Source organism: Ilumatobacter fluminis (genome assembly GCF_004364865.1).
Lineage (GTDB): Bacteria > Actinomycetota > Acidimicrobiia > Acidimicrobiales > Ilumatobacteraceae > Ilumatobacter > Ilumatobacter fluminis.
Genome location: NZ_SOAU01000001.1, coordinates 2,762,539 through 2,781,343 on the forward strand (window position 1 = coordinate 2,762,539; position 18,805 = coordinate 2,781,343).

General features: G+C 69.3%; 15 protein-coding genes. 4 read left to right on the top strand and 11 right to left on the bottom strand.

All coding sequences use genetic code 11. The features are described 5' to 3' along the window. The first annotated feature begins 7 nt into the window (after positions 1–7). Positions 8–1,165 (top strand): glycosyltransferase family 4 protein, encoded by a 1,158-nt coding sequence (locus BDK89_RS12535; protein WP_133869263.1) that lies wholly within the window; start codon positions 8–10, stop codon positions 1,163–1,165. 82 nt (positions 1,166–1,247) lie between these two features. Here BDK89_RS12535 and BDK89_RS12540 read toward each other — a convergent pair whose 3' ends face one another. The 3 genes from BDK89_RS12540 to BDK89_RS12550 are packed head-to-tail and all read right to left on the bottom strand — an operon-like array spanning position 1,248 to position 3,291. Further along, positions 1,248–2,024, bottom strand: coding sequence for an enoyl-CoA hydratase/isomerase family protein (locus tag BDK89_RS12540; RefSeq protein WP_133869264.1), 777 nt, complete (start codon positions 2,022–2,024; stop codon positions 1,248–1,250). A 37-nt stretch (positions 2,025–2,061) separates the two neighbouring features. Next, positions 2,062–3,021 carry a methylmalonyl Co-A mutase-associated GTPase MeaB gene (gene meaB / locus BDK89_RS12545; RefSeq protein WP_133869265.1) on the bottom strand — a complete coding sequence of 320 codons (960 nt, stop codon included), beginning with the start codon at positions 3,019–3,021 and terminating at the stop codon, positions 2,062–2,064. A gap of 12 nt (positions 3,022–3,033) precedes the next feature. Beyond that, positions 3,034–3,291 carry a NifU family protein gene (locus BDK89_RS12550; protein WP_133869266.1) on the bottom strand — a complete coding sequence of 86 codons (258 nt, stop codon included), beginning with the start codon at positions 3,289–3,291 and terminating at the stop codon, positions 3,034–3,036. A gap of 41 nt (positions 3,292–3,332) precedes the next feature. On the opposite strand from BDK89_RS12550, the gene BDK89_RS12555 reads away from it, so the two are divergent. Next, on the top strand, positions 3,333–3,614 hold the full coding sequence (locus BDK89_RS12555; protein ID WP_133869267.1) for a hypothetical protein: 282 nt from the start codon (positions 3,333–3,335) through the stop codon (positions 3,612–3,614). A 64-nt stretch (positions 3,615–3,678) separates the two neighbouring features. Here BDK89_RS12555 and murA read toward each other — a convergent pair whose 3' ends face one another. Continuing rightward, positions 3,679–4,965: a UDP-N-acetylglucosamine 1-carboxyvinyltransferase gene (murA, locus tag BDK89_RS12560; protein WP_208294061.1), complete on the bottom strand. Its 1,287-nt coding sequence runs from the start codon at positions 4,963–4,965 to the stop codon at positions 3,679–3,681. Between the two features lie 68 nt (positions 4,966–5,033). Between murA and BDK89_RS12565 the strand changes: the two genes are divergently transcribed. Continuing rightward, entirely contained in the window at positions 5,034–6,563 is a 1,530-nt protein-coding gene (locus BDK89_RS12565) for an MFS transporter (RefSeq protein ID WP_133869268.1), read from the top strand. Here the strand turns inward: BDK89_RS12565 and BDK89_RS12570 are convergent. The 4 genes from BDK89_RS12570 to BDK89_RS12585 form a co-directional block, all read right to left on the bottom strand. Next, on the bottom strand, positions 6,553–7,134 hold the full coding sequence (locus BDK89_RS12570; protein WP_133869269.1) for an alpha/beta hydrolase family protein: 582 nt from the start codon (positions 7,132–7,134) through the stop codon (positions 6,553–6,555). The two genes, BDK89_RS12565 and BDK89_RS12570, sit on opposite strands and share 11 nt — an antisense overlap. Continuing rightward, positions 7,131–7,832, bottom strand: coding sequence for a J domain-containing protein (locus BDK89_RS12575; protein WP_133869270.1), 702 nt, complete (start codon positions 7,830–7,832; stop codon positions 7,131–7,133). Before BDK89_RS12575 ends, BDK89_RS12570 begins: the two co-directional genes overlap by 4 nt. 3 nt (positions 7,833–7,835) lie before the next feature. Then, positions 7,836–8,615 (bottom strand): hypothetical protein, encoded by a 780-nt coding sequence (locus BDK89_RS12580; RefSeq protein WP_133869271.1) that lies wholly within the window; start codon positions 8,613–8,615, stop codon positions 7,836–7,838. 547 nt (positions 8,616–9,162) lie between these two features. Continuing rightward, on the bottom strand, positions 9,163–10,671 hold the full coding sequence (locus tag BDK89_RS12585; RefSeq protein ID WP_133869272.1) for an aminotransferase class V-fold PLP-dependent enzyme: 1,509 nt from the start codon (positions 10,669–10,671) through the stop codon (positions 9,163–9,165). Between the two features lie 72 nt (positions 10,672–10,743). On the opposite strand from BDK89_RS12585, the gene glpX reads away from it, so the two are divergent. Beyond that, the gene (gene glpX, locus BDK89_RS12590; RefSeq protein ID WP_133869273.1) at positions 10,744–11,742 is read left to right on the top strand and encodes a class II fructose-bisphosphatase; all 999 of its coding nucleotides are present in this window, start codon (positions 10,744–10,746) and stop codon (positions 11,740–11,742) included. A gap of 21 nt (positions 11,743–11,763) precedes the next feature. Here glpX and BDK89_RS12595 read toward each other — a convergent pair whose 3' ends face one another. From BDK89_RS12595 to BDK89_RS12605, 3 genes are read right to left on the bottom strand one after another with little or no spacing between them, the layout of a single operon-like run. After that, complete coding sequence (locus BDK89_RS12595) at positions 11,764–13,611, bottom strand: type 1 periplasmic-binding domain-containing protein (protein WP_133869274.1); 1,848 nt, start codon at positions 13,609–13,611, stop codon at positions 11,764–11,766. Positions 13,612–13,614: 3 nt separating this feature from the next. Then, the gene (locus BDK89_RS12600; RefSeq protein ID WP_133869275.1) at positions 13,615–16,644 is read right to left on the bottom strand and encodes an MFS transporter; all 3,030 of its coding nucleotides are present in this window, start codon (positions 16,642–16,644) and stop codon (positions 13,615–13,617) included. Further along, on the bottom strand, positions 16,641–18,758 hold the full coding sequence (locus BDK89_RS12605; RefSeq protein ID WP_133869276.1) for an ABC transporter permease: 2,118 nt from the start codon (positions 18,756–18,758) through the stop codon (positions 16,641–16,643). The genes BDK89_RS12600 and BDK89_RS12605 overlap by 4 nt, the downstream gene beginning before the upstream one ends. Positions 18,759–18,805 lie beyond the last annotated feature (47 nt).

Below are 18,805 nucleotides of genomic sequence, written 5' to 3' on the forward strand. Positions count from 1 at the left end.
CAGCGCCGTGCGCGTCCTGATGTTCACGTGGGAGTACCCACCGAGTTCGACCGGTGGTACCGCGGCCCACGTCGACGGTTTGTCGCACGCCCTCACGCGGCTCGGCCACGAGGTCGTGGTCGTCACCCGACGGGTCGTCGGCACCGACCACGACACGACCATCGCCGGTGTCCGCGTGTTGCGAGCCGACGTCGACCTGCCGTGGCTTCCCGATGATGTGATCGCGCACACGGCGTCGGGCAATCACGCTCTGGTGGGCACGCTGTCGGCCCTCGGCGACTGGGAACCCGACATCGTGCACGCGCACGACTGGCGTGTGGCGTGGGCCACCGACACGGCGGCGTCGCTGTTCGGGGCACCGATGATCACCCGCTTCCACGGCACCGAACGCGGCCGCCACGGTGGCCACCTCTCCCCCGGCACCGCCGAGCAGATCAACCGCGTCGAGTGGTGGCAGGCGAATCGGTCGAGGCGCATCATCGCGTCGACGAAGCTGCTCGTACGAGACATCGTCGACGGGTTCGAACTCGACCCCGACTCGGTCCGACGCATCCCCGGCGGCATCGACCCGGAGTGGTGGCGTGCCGCGGGACCGAACGAACCGACGCCGAGCGTGCGCGGCGGCACCGTGCTGGCGTGGGGGCGCGTGCAGTACGAGAAGGGCTTCCAGGTGCTGGCCGGCGCCATCGCCGCGCTGCGGTACCGCGTCGCCGGACTCGAGTGCACGATCGCCGGGCGAGGCTCGTACCTCCCCGAACTGCAGTCGCAGATCGACCTGGCCGGGGTCGGCGACCTGGTCGACCTCGTCGGGTTCGTGACCGACAACGAGTTGCGAGCCGCGATCCACGCAGCGGGGTGCGTCGTGATCCCCTCGCTCTACGAGCCGTTCGGCGTCGTCGCGCTCGAGGCGCTCGCCGGCGGAGCACCGCTGATCGTGGCCGACACCGGCGGTCTCGCCGAACTCGTCGGTGGAACCGGGTCGGCGCTCACGTTCGAACCGGGGAACGCCGCCGACCTGGCCGATTGCATCGAGCGGGTCTTGACCGATCGCGATCTCGCCGATGACATGATCCGGCGCGGCGCCGAACTCCTCGAGGCCACCTACTCCTGGGACGCGATCGCCGCGCGGACCGTCGCCGTCTACCACGACGCCCTCGGCCGCTGACCAGAAGGGGTCAGGCACCTTCTGGTCGTCGCGCGAGCGGCACCGTCACCGGTCTGACCAGAAGGTGCCTGGCCCCTGCTGGTCAGGTGCCGGTGAACTCGGCTTTGCCGGGGCCGTGCTCGAGGAAGCTCTGGACACCGATCTGGCTGTCGTTGGTGCGGAACGACTCGACGAACGCGTCCCGCTCGGCGAGCAATCCGTCGGCGAGCGTCGACGACAACCCGCTGTCGATCACCTGCTTGGCCAGGGCTTGCGACAGCACGGCGCCGCGCGCACACTCGGCGGCCAGCGCGAACGCACGATCGTGGAGTTCGTCACCCGGCACGACCTCGTCGGCCAGACCGATGCGCAGGGCTTCGTCGGCCTTGACCTGGCGGCCCGTGAGACAGAGCTCTTTCGCCCGGCTCGGGCCGACCAGACGGGCGAGTCGCTGGGTGCCACCACCGCCGGGGATCGTGCCGAGCAGGATCTCGGGCTGGCCGAACACGGCCCGTTCGGACGCGATGCGGTAGTCGCATGCGATCGCGAGTTCGCAGCCGCCGCCGAGGGCGTAGCCGCTGACCGCCGCGATCACGAACCGCGGCACGGCCGCGATCGCATCGAGCGCACCGTGAATGGCGTCGGTGATCGGTCGGGCCTCGTCGGGGCCGCCGAACTCGGAGATGTCGGCGCCGGCGGCGAAGATCTTCTCGCCACCCGTCACGACGACGGCACCGGGCGGGTCGGCCGTCAGCTGGTCGGCGATCTCGTGCAGCGCCGAGACGACCGCACCGGACAGCGCGTTCACCTTGCCGTTGTTCAGGGTGACGACGGCAACCCCGTCGTCACGTCGTTCGAGCAGCACCACGGGATCACTCATGGCACCATCTTGCCCGACCGGTCGGCCGGCGGCGAGATCAGGCGTCGACGCCGGCGAGCATCTCGTCGGCGGCGGTCCACGGGTCGGTGGTCTGGTCGACGACCTCGCCGGTGAGCTGATCCCACCGCTCGCCCGTGCAGATCGTGCGGGCACGTTCGCGGAGGCGGTTCGTCACGATCTCGCGCAACTCTTCGCCGGCACGGAACGAGCGGCGTTCGGCGAGCTGACCGCTCGACTCGGCATGGGCACGATGTGCCAGCACGGCGTCCCACAGGTCGTCGACACCCTGGCTCGACGAGGCGATCGTGGCGACGATCGGCGGACGCCACGCATCGTGCGGCAGATCGGTCAGTTCGAGCATCTGCTCGAGATCGCGGCGGGTCTCGTCGACCCCCTTGCGGTCGGCCTTGTTGATCACGAACACGTCGGCGATCTCCATCAGACCCGCCTTGTTCGCCTGCACACTGTCGCCCCAACCGGGGTTGACCACCACGACCGTCGTGTCGGCCTTGCCGGCCACCTCGACCTCGACCTGGCCCACACCGACCGTCTCGACCATGACCCACTCCCGACCGATCGCGTCGAGGAGCCGAACGGCTTCCGGTGTGGCGAGCGACAGGCCCCCGAGGTGGCCGCGGGTCGCCATCGACCTGATGAACACGCCGGGGTCGGTGGCGTGGTCCTGCATGCGGACCCGATCGCCGAGAATGGCCCCACCCGTGAACGGCGACGAGGGATCGATCGCCAGCACCGCCACCTCGATCGCGAGGGAACGGAGGTGGCCGATCAGTGCGCTCGTCAGGGTCGACTTGCCGGCCCCCGGCGCGCCGGTGAGACCGACGGTGTACGCGTTGCCGCTGAGCGGATAGGCGAGACGGCCGACTCGGCGAGCCTGTTCACCCCCACGTTCGACGTAGGAGAGCAGTCGGGCGAGCGCACCACGATCGCCCGTGCGTGCGGCGGCGAAGAGTTCGTCGGGATCGGTGACGCGGGGCACCGGACCAGGATGTCAGACGCCGCTGTCGATCGCCGCTTCGGCCTCGGCGATGTTGACCACTTCGGTCACGCCGTCGACCCGGTCGCGCATGATGCGTTCGATGCCGCCCTTGAGGGTCTGCGTCGACACGGGACAGGTGCCGCAGGCGCCCACGAGGCGCACGGACACGATGCCGGTGGTCTCGTCGACGTCGACCAGCTCGATGTCGCCGTTGTCGGCCTGGAGGGCGGGTCGGATGACCTCGATGCACGCTTCGACTTGAGCTCGCATGATGCGGACCATTCAATCAGGCATTCCCGTACGATGCTGTCATGGCGTCGGTCACGGCTCTCGTCGCCCACCAGGGCGGATGGGACGAGGTCCTGCTGGTCGTCGGACCCGTCGTCGTGATCATCGTCGCCCTGACCCTCGCCAAACGCCGAGTCGACCGCCTCGAACGAGGCGGGTCGGCAGCGATCGGGTCAGGTATCGCAGGTGACGCCGAGGAACGAGGCGTTCCCGGAGATCACCCGATCCGGGAGTCGGGACGCGAACCCGAGGGAACGAGTCGCCGTGGCGGCCCACAGGACCCCGGGTCAGGTGACCGCCGGTAACGCCTCGCCCAGGGGGCGAGTCGTCACCTCTGGCACCTGACCCGGTGACCCGACCCGTTCGGGGTCAGACGCGTTCGATGCCGGCGCCGATGCTCTGGAGGCGGCCGACGAGGTCGTCGTACCCACGATCGATGTGGTGGACGCCCGAGATGGTGGTCGTGCCCTCGGCGGCGAGACCGGCGACCACCATCGCGGCCCCGGCACGGATGTCGTGCGACACGACATCGGTGCCGACGAGTCGTGGCACCCCGCGCACGACGGCGTGGTGGCCGTTGGTTCGGATGTCGGCGCCGAGCCGCTGCAGCTCGTCGACGTACTTGAACCGACCGGGGTAGATGTTCTCGGTCACGATCGCCACGCCGTCGGCGACCGACAGCATCGTCATGATCAGAGGCTTGTAGTCGGTCGCGATGCCCGGATACGGGAGCGTGGCGATGTCGGTGGATCGCATCCGCCCCTCCGACGACACCCGGAGTCCGTACCGCAGGGCGCGGAAGTCGAGCCCCATGTCTCGGAACCTGCTCAGCACCATCTGCATGTGGTCGGGCTGAGCGTTGAGCAGGTCGATCTGCCCGCCCGTGACCGCACACGCAGCGATGTACGTGGCCGCCTGGATCCGGTCGGGCACCGTCTCGTGGAGGCATGCCGACACCTCGTCGTGGCCGACGCCCGTGACGATCAGGCGTGAGGTGCCGATCCCCTCGATCCGGGCGCCCATCGACACCAGGAACTCGCACAGGTCGATCAGTTCGGGCTCGCGCGCCGCGTTGTCGATCGTGGTCACCCCGTCGGCCAGCACGGCGGCGGTGAGGACGTTCTCGGTCGCGCCCACGCTCGGGAAGTCGAACATGATGTCGGCGCCGTGAAGCCGGTCGGCACGTGCCTCGACGTACTCGTCGGTGAGGTCGAACGTGGCGCCCATCGCGGTGAGCCCGGCGACGTGCATGTCGATCGGCCGAGAGCCGAAGTCGTCCCCGCCCGGCATCGACACTCGGACGTAGCCGCACCGCGTGAGCAGTGGTCCGAGCACGTTGATCGACGCCCGCATCTGGGCGACCAGCTCGAACGGTGCGATCGGCGTCAGATCGCCGCGGTTGACGATCGTGACCAGTCCCGGATCGCCGACGGTGACCTCGAGCCCGATCGCGCGGAGCAGGTCGGCCATGATGCCGACGTCGACGATCGCCGGCACGTTGGTGATCTCGTAGGTGCCGTCGGCGAGGATCGATGCCGCCATGAGCTTGAGCACCGAGTTCTTGGCGCCGGGAACGACCACTTCGCCGCTCAGCGGGCCCGCGTTGTGGACGCGGATGCAGCAGCCGGGCTCGTCGCCCCGTTCGTTGGCGGTCACCCACCCAGTATGCCGACCAGCGGAGCCGCCCGGCCGCCGCCCGACCCGGCGGCCGTAGGCTGCCGGGGATGTTCGGGACGGAGAAGACGGTCGTGCGCCGGTGGCCGGCCGATCCCGATCACCGACGCATCATCGACGCCCCACGTGACGACCTGGTCGTCGAACGGGCCACCGATGCCGGTGAGTTCGAGCAGGAGCAGGGCCCGTTTCGCGCGTACCGTCGTTCCGTCGTCACGGAGGGCGACGAACTGGTCGAGACGACGCAGTATCGGCTGACGATCCCCTGGTTCGCGTGGCTCTTCGCGCTCCCCGTTCGATGGACCCTTCAACGGCGGGGAGCCGTGCACCGATCCGCTCCCCCGTGGTGGGCACCACCCGACCGCATCGACGAGCGCCAGGCGCTCGTGCTCGGCCTGCTCGCCGCAGCGTCGATGTCGTCCGCGTTCACGAACACCCTCTTCACCCAGACCGCACAGTTCGCGGCCGACGACTTCGGCGTGAGCGACACCGGGTTCGGCAATGCGATGAGCGTCGTCCGACTCGGCATCGTCATCGCCCTCCCACTCGCCGCGATCGCCGACCGTGTCGGGCGACAACGGGTGATGCGCTTCGCGGCGTGGGCCGCTCCCCTGATCTGCGCGCTCGGCGCCGTGGCCCCGACGTTCCCGACGCTCGTCGCGACCCAGTCGGTCGGCCGACCACTCGGTCTGGCGCTCGACTTCCTCATCGCCGTGGTCGTCGCCGAGGAGATGCCCCGCAACAGCCGGGCTTACGCCGTCAGCGTGATGGCGATGGCGGCCGGGCTCGGCGCCGGGATCGCCGTGATGGCGCTCCCACTGGCCGATCTCGGACCGAGCGCGTGGCGTCTGGTCTATGTCGTCACCCTGATCTGGCTCGTGGTGGCGGTCGACATCACCCGTCGCCTCCCCGAGACCACCCGCTTCGAGCGTCCGCACGTCATCGCCCCGCCGCTCGACAAGTCACGGTTCGCGATCCTGGCGATCGTCGCCATCTGCGCCAACTTCTTCGTCGCACCGGCCAGCGGCTTCCAGAACCGCTACCTCGACGAGGTGCGCGGCTTCAGCGCTTCCGAGATCGCCCTGTTCACCCTCATCACCGCGACGCCCGCCGGGCTCGGTCTGGTGGTCGGCGGCAAGCTCGCCGACATCCGCGGCCGTCGGCGACTGATCGCGATCACGATCCCGGTGGCCACGGTGCTCGTGCTCGGGTCGTTCGTCGTTGCGGGCCTCCCCATGTGGCTCGCTGCGTTCGGCGGCGGATTCGTCGGCGGCATCGCCTACCCGGCGCTCGCCGTGTATCGCGCCGAGTTGTTCCCGACCGGCAACCGGGGCCGCGCCGCCGGCATGCTCACGGCCGCTGCCCTGTTGGGCGGTATCGGCGGGTTGCAGCTCGTCGGGCGTCTCCTCGACCGGGGCGCCGGCTACGGCACGGTCATCGGCCTCGTGGCGCTCGGGCAGCTCGTCGTCGTGGTCGTCGTGCTCCGGTGGTTCCCGGAGACGGCGCACCGCACCCTCGAAGATCTCAACCCCGAAGACGCGACGCCGGCACCGACCGACGCGCCGCGTCTCAGCCCCTGAACTCGCTGCCGAGCACTCGCTCGAGGAAGTCGACGACGGCACCGGCGATGGTGTGATCGCAACCCTTGAGGTCGTGACCCTTCCGATCGACGAACAGGTGCTGCACCTTGGCCTTGCGGGGCATCGTGGCCGTCCACTCGCGGATCTCGTCCGGGGTGCCGAACGTGTCGTTGGTGCCCGAGATGAACAGCGTCGGCACGTTCACCTGCGGCAGGTGCTCGACGCGCAGCCGGTCGGGCTTGCCCGGCGGGTGCAACGGATAGCTGACGAGCACCAGACCGGCCAGGTTGGGTGGCGGTGGCTGCTCGTCGACGCCGGCGGCGATCATCGAGCACACCCGGCCACCCATCGATCGGCCTCCCAGCACGAGCGGTTCGTCGTCGGGGAGCCCGGCGATGTCGTCGCGGATCGAGGCCATGAGCTTCGGCGCACGGTCGGGGGCCTTGCGACCTTCCTTGCGGTACGGGAAGTCGGCCCGGACACAACGGTGCGGCGCCACCCACCGCTCGATGGCCGCCAGTGACGAGTGCGACGAGTCGGAGCCCGCACCGGGATACAGCAGCAGCGTCACGACGCCTCCGCCGACAGGATCCGGCGGGCTTCGTTCAGGTCGAGGATCGCCTTGCTGGCGTCGGTTGCCTCGCCGCCGTGATCGGGGTGGACGTCGCGCATCCGGCGACGGTAGCTCTTGGTCACGTCGCGTTTCGACGGCGTCGGACCCTCGAGGTCGAACCCGAGCACCTCCATCGCCCACCCACGCGGATCGGCGAGCGCCGTGAGTGCGGTCGACGTGGAGCCGGCCAGGTACGCCACCAGCGCCGGGCCGATCGGGCCCCGCCACGTGAGCGCCTTCGTCAACACCGGCGTGACGAGACGACGGTGTGACATGTCGAGTCGCTCCGCTGCGTAGACGGCACCGAGCACCATCGCCAGGTCGCTCCCGTGGGTACCGAACTCGAACTCGATGTCGTCACCCTCGCCGTGCATCTGGTGCAAGCTGCGGGCCAACCCGTGCCGATCGACCTGGAACCGGTGGCGCAGGCGTGGCTGCACGACGCGCTGACCACGTTCGATCTCGGTGATCAGCCGCTTGATGTCGTTGTGCAGGTCGGGACCGACCGCCGCGATGTGGCGGGCGACGACCGCGCCGAGCAGGAGCCCACCGAAGCCGGGAGGCGGATCGGTCGGCAGGATGAGGTTGCCCAACGACACGCGTCGGGTCGGGACCGCCGGCCTGGTGTGATAGATCTCGAGCTCGGCGAGCAGCACCGGCTACACCCAGTCGCGACAGACCCCGTGCAGGGCGTTCGCCGCTTCCTTGATCTCGTCGGTCGGGCGCCCGTTCTCGAAGGTCGCGACCAGTGCCGTCGCTGCTCCGACCATGGTCGCCCACGGACCCCCGGCCATGCCGAACGGCGGCGCCGACGGCGAGAGCCTCGGCACGAGGGCGAGCAGGGAGTCACGTGACGATCCGTGGGTCGGATCACGGCGCAGCTTGTCGGCGGCGCTGTACAGCGCGTGCAACGCACCGTCGGGGGCCTCGGTGTCCTCGTCGAGCGACGCGACCTCACCGGCCTCGATGGCGTCGAGCAGGTCGTCGACGACGTGTTCGGCATCGGTCGCGACGAACAGCGTCGTGTCGTGCCAGCGGTGTGGGATCTCGGCCTCGACCAGCGCCTGTTGCAGCGAGAGCAGGTCGGCCCGCTTCCACTCGTCGAGCCCGAACTCGGTCGCAGCGTCGTCGTCGCCGAGCACGACCGGGAACGGGCCGATCTCGGCCTCCAGCTGCTCGAAGAGCTGATCGACCGGACCCTCGAGGTGTTCGGGGATGACCAGCTCGTCGTCCTCCCAGACGTGGGGCACGGCGTTCTCGGCCAGCGTCTCGGCGAGTTCGGCCCGCTGGTCGATGCTCCAACCCGCGAGGTCGTAGTGCACCTTCACCTGGTCGGGATCGTTCGGGTCGAAATCGAAGTCCGGATGGGGCGGGGCGCCGGCGGCGACATCGGTCGATGTCTCTTCGCCGTCGCCACCCGACTTGTTCACGAACGCCATGTACGCACGCTACCGGCGCCGCCGCGACCCCGACCGCGAAACCTCGTTGGAACGACCGGCACCCACCTGTCACGATGCAGTCGCACTTCGCTCACGACGACCGAAAGGAGGTCCGACACCATGATCCAGATCATCCGCCTCGAGCACACCGGCCGGTCGATCGGCGACCCCGCGGGCCTCCGCGGCGTCACCGCGACGATCGGCTGAGTCCGAGCGGGCGCACGCCTGCTCCTCCCGACCTCGAGCACCTCTCCTCCGAGCACGCGCGCCCGCGTCGTCGCCCGACACGGCCACGACCCCGGCGCGTCCAGATCCCCCCCAACCCAACCAACCCCGACCATGCCGAAAGGGCACCACCATGTACGAAACCTTCAACACCCAGCTGTGCCGTCAGTACGCCGCCGACCGTCGAGCGACCCTCGAGCGTCAGGCATACGTCGCCCGGGTGGCGCGCCAAGCGCGTCTCACCCGACGCGAACGACATCGAAGGCACAGGTAGACCAGCACGGGTGGGACGGCCGCGAGCGCGGCCGTCCCACCCGTCGGTTCAGGCGGAGTCGCGGATGATGCGACAGTTCGCTGCGACGAACTCGGCCCGGCCGATCTCGTCGGTCGAGCGGTCGAGGAAGCTCTGCAGGAAACAGATCAACCGGTAGACGTCGGTGAAGTTGCTGGCGACGCCGACCGACACCCGAACGGCGGCGACGAGCAGGTCGTAGCGATCGAGCATCTCACGGCGCAGGTCCATGAACGAGACTGCGTCGCTGCGCCCGAAGAAGTCACGCATGTCGTCGGCGGTCAGCCCGTGTGCCACCTCACCGGCTCCGGGATTGCAGAAACAGCCGGTGCGCAGCGAGATGTTCACACCGTTCGCGAGCTCTTCGACCCGCCGGTCGTCGATCGGCCGACCATCGGGGTCGTGCAGGACGAACGAGATCGTGCCGCCACGCGACTCGGTCGAGGTCGGTCCGAACACCCGCACCAACGGCGCGCCGTTCGTGTGGCGAAGCGAACCGAGTGCGCCGAGGAGCCACTCGGTCAGACAGCGAACCCGCTCGTGGATGACCTCGACCCCGATGCGGTCGAGGTGACGCAGCCCGGTCTCGACCGCCGGGATGTTCAGGTAGTCGACCGTACCGTCCTCGAACGCCGCCTCGTCGTCGTGGAGGTAGTAGCCGTCGCCCTGCACCGACGCGATGGTGATCGTGCCGCCGGCGAACCACGGTCGGTGCAGCGAACCGAGCCGATCGCGCCGGATGAGCAGGCAGCCGATCCCGGTCGGGAAACCCATCAGCTTGTAGAACGAGAACGCCGCGAAATCGGGGCGGAGCGCGGCGATGTCGACCCGGTTGGTCGGGGCGAACGCAGCCATGTCGACCAGGACGTCCCAGCCGTGTTCGTGGGCCTCGTCGACGAGATCGAGCGGGTGTTGGACCCCCGAGTAGTTCGACTGGGCCGGGAACGCGAGCAGGTTGCGTTTCGAGCGGTCGGCTCCCGACAACACCTCGGTCATCGCCGCTCGGTCGAGTCGGAGCTCGGGCGCCACGACCGGCACGTAGTCGACCGCTGCGCCTCGCGCCTTGGCGAACTCCCGGATGCCGTTGACCGAGTTGTGATTGTCGTACGTGAGCGCGAAGTGGCTGCCGCGCTCGAACCGGTACGACTCACCGACGACCCTGAGCGCCCCGCTCGCATTCGGGGTGAACACCACGAGATAGTCGTCGTCGGGGGCGTCGAAGAACTCGGCGACGTATCGCCGGGCCCCCTCGACCAGCTCCGTCATGGCCAGCGAGGTCGGGTTCGCCGAGTGCGGATTGCCGAGCACGCGAGTCCGGAGCAGTTCGGCGTGGGCATCGATCTGCGACGCGGCGTGCATCCCGCCACCGGTGTAGTCGAGATACACCTGGTCGGTCTCGTCGAGTCGGGCGTACTCGTCGGCGCGGAGCCGGGCGAGTGAACCGTCGGCGTCGAAGTCGGGGTGGTGTGCGACGAAGTCTGCGGCAGCGGTCGGCAGGAGATCGGGTGCGAACTTCGGGGCCGACACGGGCGAGCTCATGAGGGTCGAGCCTAGTCACGGGTGTTCCGCCCCGGCTTTGGCGCCAGGTCGCTCAGCACTACGGTGTGCCACATGCCAGGACCGGCCGCACAGAAGCCCGACCGCAACCTCGCGATGGAGTTGGTGCGGGTCACCGAGTCCGCCGCCCTCGCCGCCGCCCGTTGGGTCGGGCGCGCCAACAAGGAGGGCGCCGATGCTGCCGCCGTCGACGCGATGCGTCTCAGTCTGGCGAGCGTCCAGATGGACGGCGTCGTCGTCATCGGTGAGGGCGAGAAGGACGAGGCGCCGATGCTCTACAACGGCGAGCAGGTCGGCGACGGCGAAGATCCCAAGGTCGACGTGGCGGTCGACCCGATCGACGGCACGACGCTCACGGCCAAGGGCCTCAACAACGCCCTGTCGGTGATCGCCGTCGGCGAACGCGGCTCGATGCTCAACCCGGGTCCGTCGTTCTACATGGACAAGATCGCCGTCGGCCCCGAGTGCGTCGGCGCGATCGACATCACCGCCAGCCCGACCCAGAACCTGCGGTGGATCGCGAAGTCGAAGCAGGAGTCGGTTCGCGACCTCACGGCGGTCATCCTCGACCGCCCCCGCCACGCCGACCTGATCGACGAGGTCCGTGCCAGCGGCGCTCGCATCCGCCTCATCAACGACGGCGACGTCTACGGCGCGATTGCGTCGGCCTGGCCCGACGCCGGCGTCGACGTGTTGTTCGGCATCGGCGGCACCCCCGAGGGCGTCATCTCGGCCGCCGCGCTCAAGGCAATGGGCGGCGAGCTGCAGGCGCGCTTCTGCCCGCAGTCGGATGCCGAGCGTGACGCGATGGTCGAGGCGAACATGGATCTCGACCGCGTCTACTCCCAGGACGACCTCGTCCAGGGCGACAACTGCTTCTTCGCCGCCACCGGCCTCACCGATGGACAACTGCTGCGCGGCGTCCGGTTCGACGCACGCGGCGCCCGGACCCAGAGCCTGGTCATGCGCTCGCGCAGCGGTACCGTGCGTTTCATCGACGCCCGGCACCGCGTGCGCAAGCTGCAGGAGTTCAGCGCGATCGACTACTCCTGATCGCACTCCCCGCCCGCCGGATCATCCGGCCGGGCTCGGGTAGTCGGGCGGCGTCTCCTCCGCCGGAGCCACCTCGTAGATCGTGATGCCTCCGGCCGGGTCGAACAGCGCCGACTCGGTCGGCCACTCACCCGGCAGGTACCGGGTGCCACCGTCGACGAACACGTACATCCCGGTACCGTCCTTGCGGATCTCGTCGGGCCCTTCGGCCGACTCGTCCCACCAGATCAACGCGGCGTCGTCGACGCCGCTGAAGTCGACACCGTCCCAGTAGCCGCGCTCGCCGTACGACAGGAACGGCTCGGTGATGCCCGGCGTCGTCGTCGGACCGTCGAACAACGCAGCACTCATGTTCTCCGGGGTGAGATCGGGTCCGGTCTGTTGGATCCCGCTGACGAGCAGTGCCATGTTCGGGATCAGCACGCCGATCGTGTCGGCAGCGGGAGGCTCCTCGCCGGTCCACCACCGGTACAGCGCAAAATAGCCCGACTCCTCGGGGGTGACCGGTACGGCGCCGTGCGTGACGCCGAATGCGTTCGCCCACTGGGACTGGTCGTACGTGCGACCGAACGCCGTGAGGTCGGACAGCGCCGGCGCAACGAGCACCCATTCGGGGAAGTACTCCTGCGCCGTGGCCTCGCGGGTGATGTCGCGCGGCGCCACGCCATCGCCGGCGATGACGACCGTCGTCACCGCCGACGACTTCAGCTTCGCCACGATCTGTGATGCCTGCTGCTGGATCGAGCCCGGGTCGAGGGTGTAGGGCAGCACCTCGACGACATCGGCCCCGTCGGCGGTGAGACCGCTGACGAAATCATCGGCGAGCGCCGGTGATTCGGGGCTCGACGACAGATACACGTGCCCGAAGGTTCGGGGCTGGCCCTGATAGGCCTCGTCGCCGGCAAAGGAGGCGTTGCCCCCGATCAGCTGCTTCGAGATGAACTCCCGTCCGTGGTCGCGAGCCTGCGCTGCCCCGATCGCCAGGCCGTACACGTACGGTGCGCGATCGGCGTACCAGGCCTGCGGCTGACCCGGCGTGCATCCGATGCAGACGATCCCGCGCGCCGCGAGTTCGTCGGCGAAGGCGTTCGTGAGCGCCGGTCCGCCCAGCACCGCGAACGGTTCGAAGTCCTCGGCGATGCGCACGGCGTCGGCGCGTGCGGTCACCTCGTCGTTGGCGATGCCGGAACTGACATAGGTCTCGTAGTCGATCGACCGTCCGTAGAACTCGTAGTAGCTCGAGAACATGTCGAGCATCGATCGCAGCGTCGCCTCGGCCTCGTCGTTGCTGTCGTCGACGGCGATCGCGTCGGTCAGGTACGAGATGATCGGATCGTCGTCGGGGCCGAGGTACTGGACCACCTTGATCGAGTCGGCGGTGACACCGGTCGCCGTGGCTCCCCCGTTGTCACCCTCGAACGGGGCGTAGCACCCCGGCGCGAAGTACCACTTCATGGCAACGGTGCCGAGCTCGGTGTCGCACCGCTCACCCCATTCGACAGCGACACCCTGCTCCTCGGCCTCGGCGAACGACAGCGGATACGTGATGTCGCCGGTGGGCTGATCGGGGTCGGTCGAGTCGGGCTCGGTCGCCTCCGGCTCGGTCGAGTCGGGTTCGGTCGCCTCGGGGTCGGTGTCCTCCGGCTCCTCGCCGTCAGGATCGGTCGCCTCGGGTTCGGTCGCGTCGGGTTCGACGTCGATGGCCGTCGTGTCGGCGGCCGTCGTGTCGGTGGTGTCGTCGTCATCGCCGCCCGTCGCCACCACGAGTCCGACGACGGCACCGACGACGAGGACGATCCCGACGATCGGCCCCCACTTCTTGAGATTCGCCGATGACGAACCGTCGTCACCGCTGTGTGCTGGTTGCATGATCTACTCCGTTCCCCCTGAGCGGGCGATCGCGGCACCGGAGGTGCCGAGGTACGACTCGACGACGGCCGGGTGTTCGAGCACGTCGGCGGGTGGCCCGGTCGTGACGACCCGGCCCTGGTCGAAGGCGATCAACCGGTCGGACACGCCGGACACGAACGGGATGTCGTGTTCGACGATCACGAGGCTCGCCCCCATCTCGTCGCGCAGCCGCCGGACCACCGGCGCCAACGCCTCCACCTCCCGCTGTGCGATGCCCGATGTGGGCTCGTCGAGCAGGATCACCGTCGGGCGGTGCGCCACGAGGCACGCCAGGTCGACGATGCGTCGGGTGCCGGTGGACAGCTCCCGCACGAACGAATGTCGATAGTCGCCGAGCCCCATCAGCTCGACGAGCTCGTCGACCCGACCGGCGATCTGCAACTCGGACTCGACGACCATCGGGAGATGCAGGGCTGCGGCCATCACGCTGTGGCTGCCGACGAAGCGCTCCTGGGCGATCGCGAGCGTCTCGGCAACGGTGAGTTCGGGGAAGAGCCGGGCGTCCTGGAACGATCGGCCGAGTCCGAGGCGGGCCCGCTCCGACGGTGACGTGCCGGTGATGTCGTGACCGTCGAGCGTGACGGTTCCGGCAGTACGGGGCGTGAAGCCGGACACGAGGTCGAACACCGTGGTCTTGCCGGCGCCGTTCGGACCGATGACCCCGACGATCTCGTGGGCGAACACGTCGAACGTCGCGCCGTCGACGGCACGGATGCCGCCGAACGTAACGGCGAGTTCGCGCACCGACAGCACCGGAGCACCCGATCGATCGACGTCGACGGACCGAACGACGGGGTGGTCGGCGAGCTGGACCTCGGGCCGATCGACCTGCACGCCCGGCTCACGATCCGGGCCGGGTGTGTCGCCGTTCGTGTCGTCGGCCGTCGGAGACTCGTCCGGTTGGTCGGTGATCGCTCCGGCGAGGAACACCGACCGCAACAGATCGGGACGGTCGAGGAGCTCGCTCGTCGGCCCGTCGAAGCGGATCGAACCGCGCTCGAGGAAGTACGCCCGCTCCGCGACCGTGAGTGCGACGTTGACGCTCTGTTCGACGAGCACGACGGTCACACCGTCGGCCGCCATCCGGCGCACGATCGGCAGCAGCTGCCCGACGATGGTCGGCGCGAGACCGAGCGACAGTTCGTCGATCAAGAGGATCCGCGGGCGCATCACGAAACTCATCCCGAGCGCCAGCATCTGCTGCTGCCCGCCCGACAGATTGCCCGCCGGATCGTCGAGACGATCGACCAGCACCGGGAAGGTCTCGAGTGCCTCGTCGATCGCTGTACGGACCCCGGCGGCATCCCGACGGTTCGTCCACCCGGCCAGCTCGAGATTCTCCCGGACCGTGAGCGAGCCGAACACCCCCTGCCCGCCCGGCATCTGGACGATGCCGTGTGCGGCGATCTCGTTCGGGGGCGCGTGTGTGATGTCGCGGCCGTCGAGCACGATCGCACCTCGGTCGGCTTCGACGATGCCGCTGATCGTCTTGAGCAGGGTCGACTTGCCGGCGCCGTTCGTGCCGAGCAGCGCGACGACCTCACCCTCGTCGAGGTGCAGGTCGATGCCGTTCAACACCCGGCGGTGGTCGTACCCCGACTCGACGCCGCGCACGAGGAGGAGACTCGTCGTGCCCTGTCGCCGGTCGTAGAGCACGCTGGAGCGAGCCGCCGTCGACTGCCAGACCTGTGCGATGTCGTCGTCGATCACGTCGGCGGTGCTGCGGAGGATCAGGCTGCCGATGACGAACATCGGCACGAGCAGCAACATCCCGACCTGGATCGTGACGTTGTCGGCGACCCAGCCGATCATGGGCAGGACCGCCAACCCCGGGATCACCCACAGCGAGCCGATCGCGAAGCCGGTCGCACGCGCCCGCGGCGGGATCGCCAGCGACAGCGCGGCGAGCACACCCGGGCCGATGATCGCCAAGGCAGCGGAGATGACGCAGTTGAGGGCGACGGCGATCCAGATCGACGGGGCGAACGCGAACCCGGCCGACGCCAACGACGTCACGAGGGCGATCGATGCGACGAACCGGATCAGCCCCTTCACGTTGCCGGCGAACCGTCGGGTCGCGATCCGGGCTCCGATGACGAGTCCGACGAGGGCGAACGGCTCGGCGATCGCCGCCGCGAACCCTCGCTCACGCTCGTCGAGTCCGAACTCCTGCTCGTAGAGCAGCGCGGCGAGTGCGACGAATCCGATCAACGACGTGGCGAGGAACGGCAGACTCCACCAGATCCGCTGCAGCGATCGGACCTTGTGCGCCGTGCGCCAACTCTCGGCGAACGAGGGCGACTCCTCCTCGGTGTCGACGACCTCCTGCGATGCGCCCGCGGCTCGACGCTCCCACCGGCCTCGTACCGGGTCGCGCAATCCGGTCGCCAACACCGCGAAGATCGCCGTCGGGATGACGAACAGCAGGAACGGCGCCCGCCAGTCGAGGTAGTACGCCAGCAGGCCGGCCGTGAGCGGGCCGACGAACGCGCCGACTGCGTTGGCCGCCCGATGGAAGCTGTAGACGCGCGATCTCGTCTCGATCGGGTAGTAGTCGGCGATCAACGAGTTGTGCGTCGGGTCGATCACCGCCTTGCCGAGTGCCGAGCCCGATCGTGCGACGGTGAGCACGATCAGGCCGGTCGCGAGGCCGGTCATGCCCGAGAAGAAGCCCCAGGCCAGCGCACCCGACACGACGAGCGGGATTCGGTTGGTGCGGTCGGCCCACTGGGCGATCGGCACCTGGAGTGCCAGCGCCGCAACGGCAGACAGCGCGACCAGCGACAGCGCTGTCTGGATGTCGATGCCGAACTCGTCGCGGATCTCGGGGAGCAGGATGCCGAACGCGGTGCGGTCGAGTTCGTCGACGGCGTTGAGCCCGAACAGGACGATCAGGGGGAACGCCGACTCGCCCCCGCACAGGTCGCGCATCCAGCGCCGGGGATGGCGCACCCCGAACCATGTTCGCTGCAGCACCGTCCCCTCGCTCATACGGTCGTCCGGTCGTCGTGGTCGGCTGCGGCCTCGGCATCGGAGCCGCGCCGGGCGCCTGTGTCGGCGGTGTCGGCGGTGTCGACGGGTGCCGGGTCGGTGAGCACCCGCCGGTCGACGATCATCGTGACGAACCGGTCGCGGATCTTGATCACGAGGCTGGCGAGGCCGCCCGGCAGGATCAGCAGCACGAGCAAGACACCCATCGCCGACGAGAGCAGGCGCCACTCGGCAGCGGTGATGAACCACTCGCTCCCCCGCAGGAAGACGGCGCCCAGGATGCCGCCGAACAGTGAGCCGAGGCCACCGACGACGGATGCGGTGAACACGTTGAGGCTCTCGGCCGGTGCATAACTGGTGAGGTCGAAGCTCTGACTCATGTGCACGAACAGGCCACCGGCGACGCCGGCCACCGCGCCCGACACCGTGAACGCCGTCAGCTTCACCGGCACCGGCGACACCGACAGCGCCTGCGCTGCCAACTCGTTCTCGCGCAGTGCGACGATCGCACGGCCGGTGCGGCTGCGGCGAACGCCGCGGAGCGCCAACAGCATCAGCACCATGACCGTCAGCGTGAAGAGGTAGAACCGGGTGGGTGTCGACAGGTCGACACGGCCGAAGAGCGGCAACCGCTCGACACGCTCCTGGGGGATCCAGTCGAAGAACTGGCGGTTGAGGAACCACGAGTTGACCGCCAGGGCGAAGACGAGCGTCGTCACGGCCAGGTAGAGACCACGAAGTCGGAGCGCGGGGAGGCCGACCACGAACGCCGCCGCCGCACCCGCCGCCCCACCGGCGAGGAGCGCCAGGGTGATGTCGGCGTTCCACTCGATCGTGCACGTCGCGCTGACGGCGGCGCCGATCCCGACGAACGCCATCTGACCGAGCGAGATCTGCCCCGCCCAGCCCGACAGCACGACGAGCGACATGCCGATCACGGCGTAGACGAGCACCGCGTTCGCCTTGATGATCTGGTCGGTTCGGAACACGACCGGCACGACCAGCAACGTGGCGAAGACGACCGAGATGGTGCCCCACCGCATCAGGCGGACGAGCGGGAGCCGGGCGACGGCCGGTCGCAGCGGCCGGATCTCGTCGGCGAGCCGCCAACCGACCGCCTCGTCGCGATCGGTCCGCCCGTAGCGGCGACGCTGCAGCAGCAAGGCGACGAGCACGGCCGCGCCGATGATCGGGGTCACGAGCAGCGGACTGCTCGCGTTCCAGGCGACGCCGTACTCGAGGATGCCGAGCGCGATCGCCGTCAGGATGATGGTCGGCAGATCGGTCAGCCGGCCGAGCACGAGCGCGGCGAGTGCCAACACCAGCGCCTGCAGGCTGAGCGCAGCGCCGAGTGGTACGCCGAGGATGCCGGCTCGGAGGAACAAGGCGAGGAACGACAGCGCACTCGCCACCGCCCACACCAGTGTCGACAGCCAGGCGACCGGGATCCCCAGCATCAGCGCACGCTCGCTCCGCTCGGCAGACCCGCGGATCGCGGTGCCGAGACGAGTCGACCCGAGGAAGATCGCCACGGCGATCATGGCGGCGGGCGCCAGCACCATGGCGATCAGGTCGTTCGCCGAGAGCACGGTGCCGGTGGCGCCTCCGATGGTGAGCTTCCAGTCGAACGGCGGCGGGATCCGTTGCGACGCCGCGCTGCGATCCCAGAGGCGCGGGATCATCAGCGCGCACGCAGCGAGCAGCTGGGTGATCCCGATCGTCGCGACCGTGAGGACGAGTCGTGAGCTGTGGGCGAACCGCCGCACGAAGGCCAGCTCGACCACGGCGCCGACCAGGATCGACCCGGCCAGACCGACGACGAACCCGAAGAGGTACGGGAGGCCGGAGAAGACGATCAGCCCGACGGCGAGCGATGTGGGGACGAAGCCGAGGTCGGCCTGGGCGAAGTTGACGACGCGGTTCGCCCGGTAGACGAGCGCCATGCCGAGCGCGAGCAAGGCGACGAGGAGGCCGAGCGTGAGGCCACGCACCCACTGCCCTGCGGGCAGCCCGAAGAACACCAGCTGCACGGCGACGAGTGCGACGGGAGGGGTCGACTTCCAGACCCACCGTTGCGCACCCGAGACCCCCCGATCCCGTCGTGACACCCCCATGTCGAGTCGCAACCTAGCCGCGCACCGACGCGCTGTGTCGCACCGAG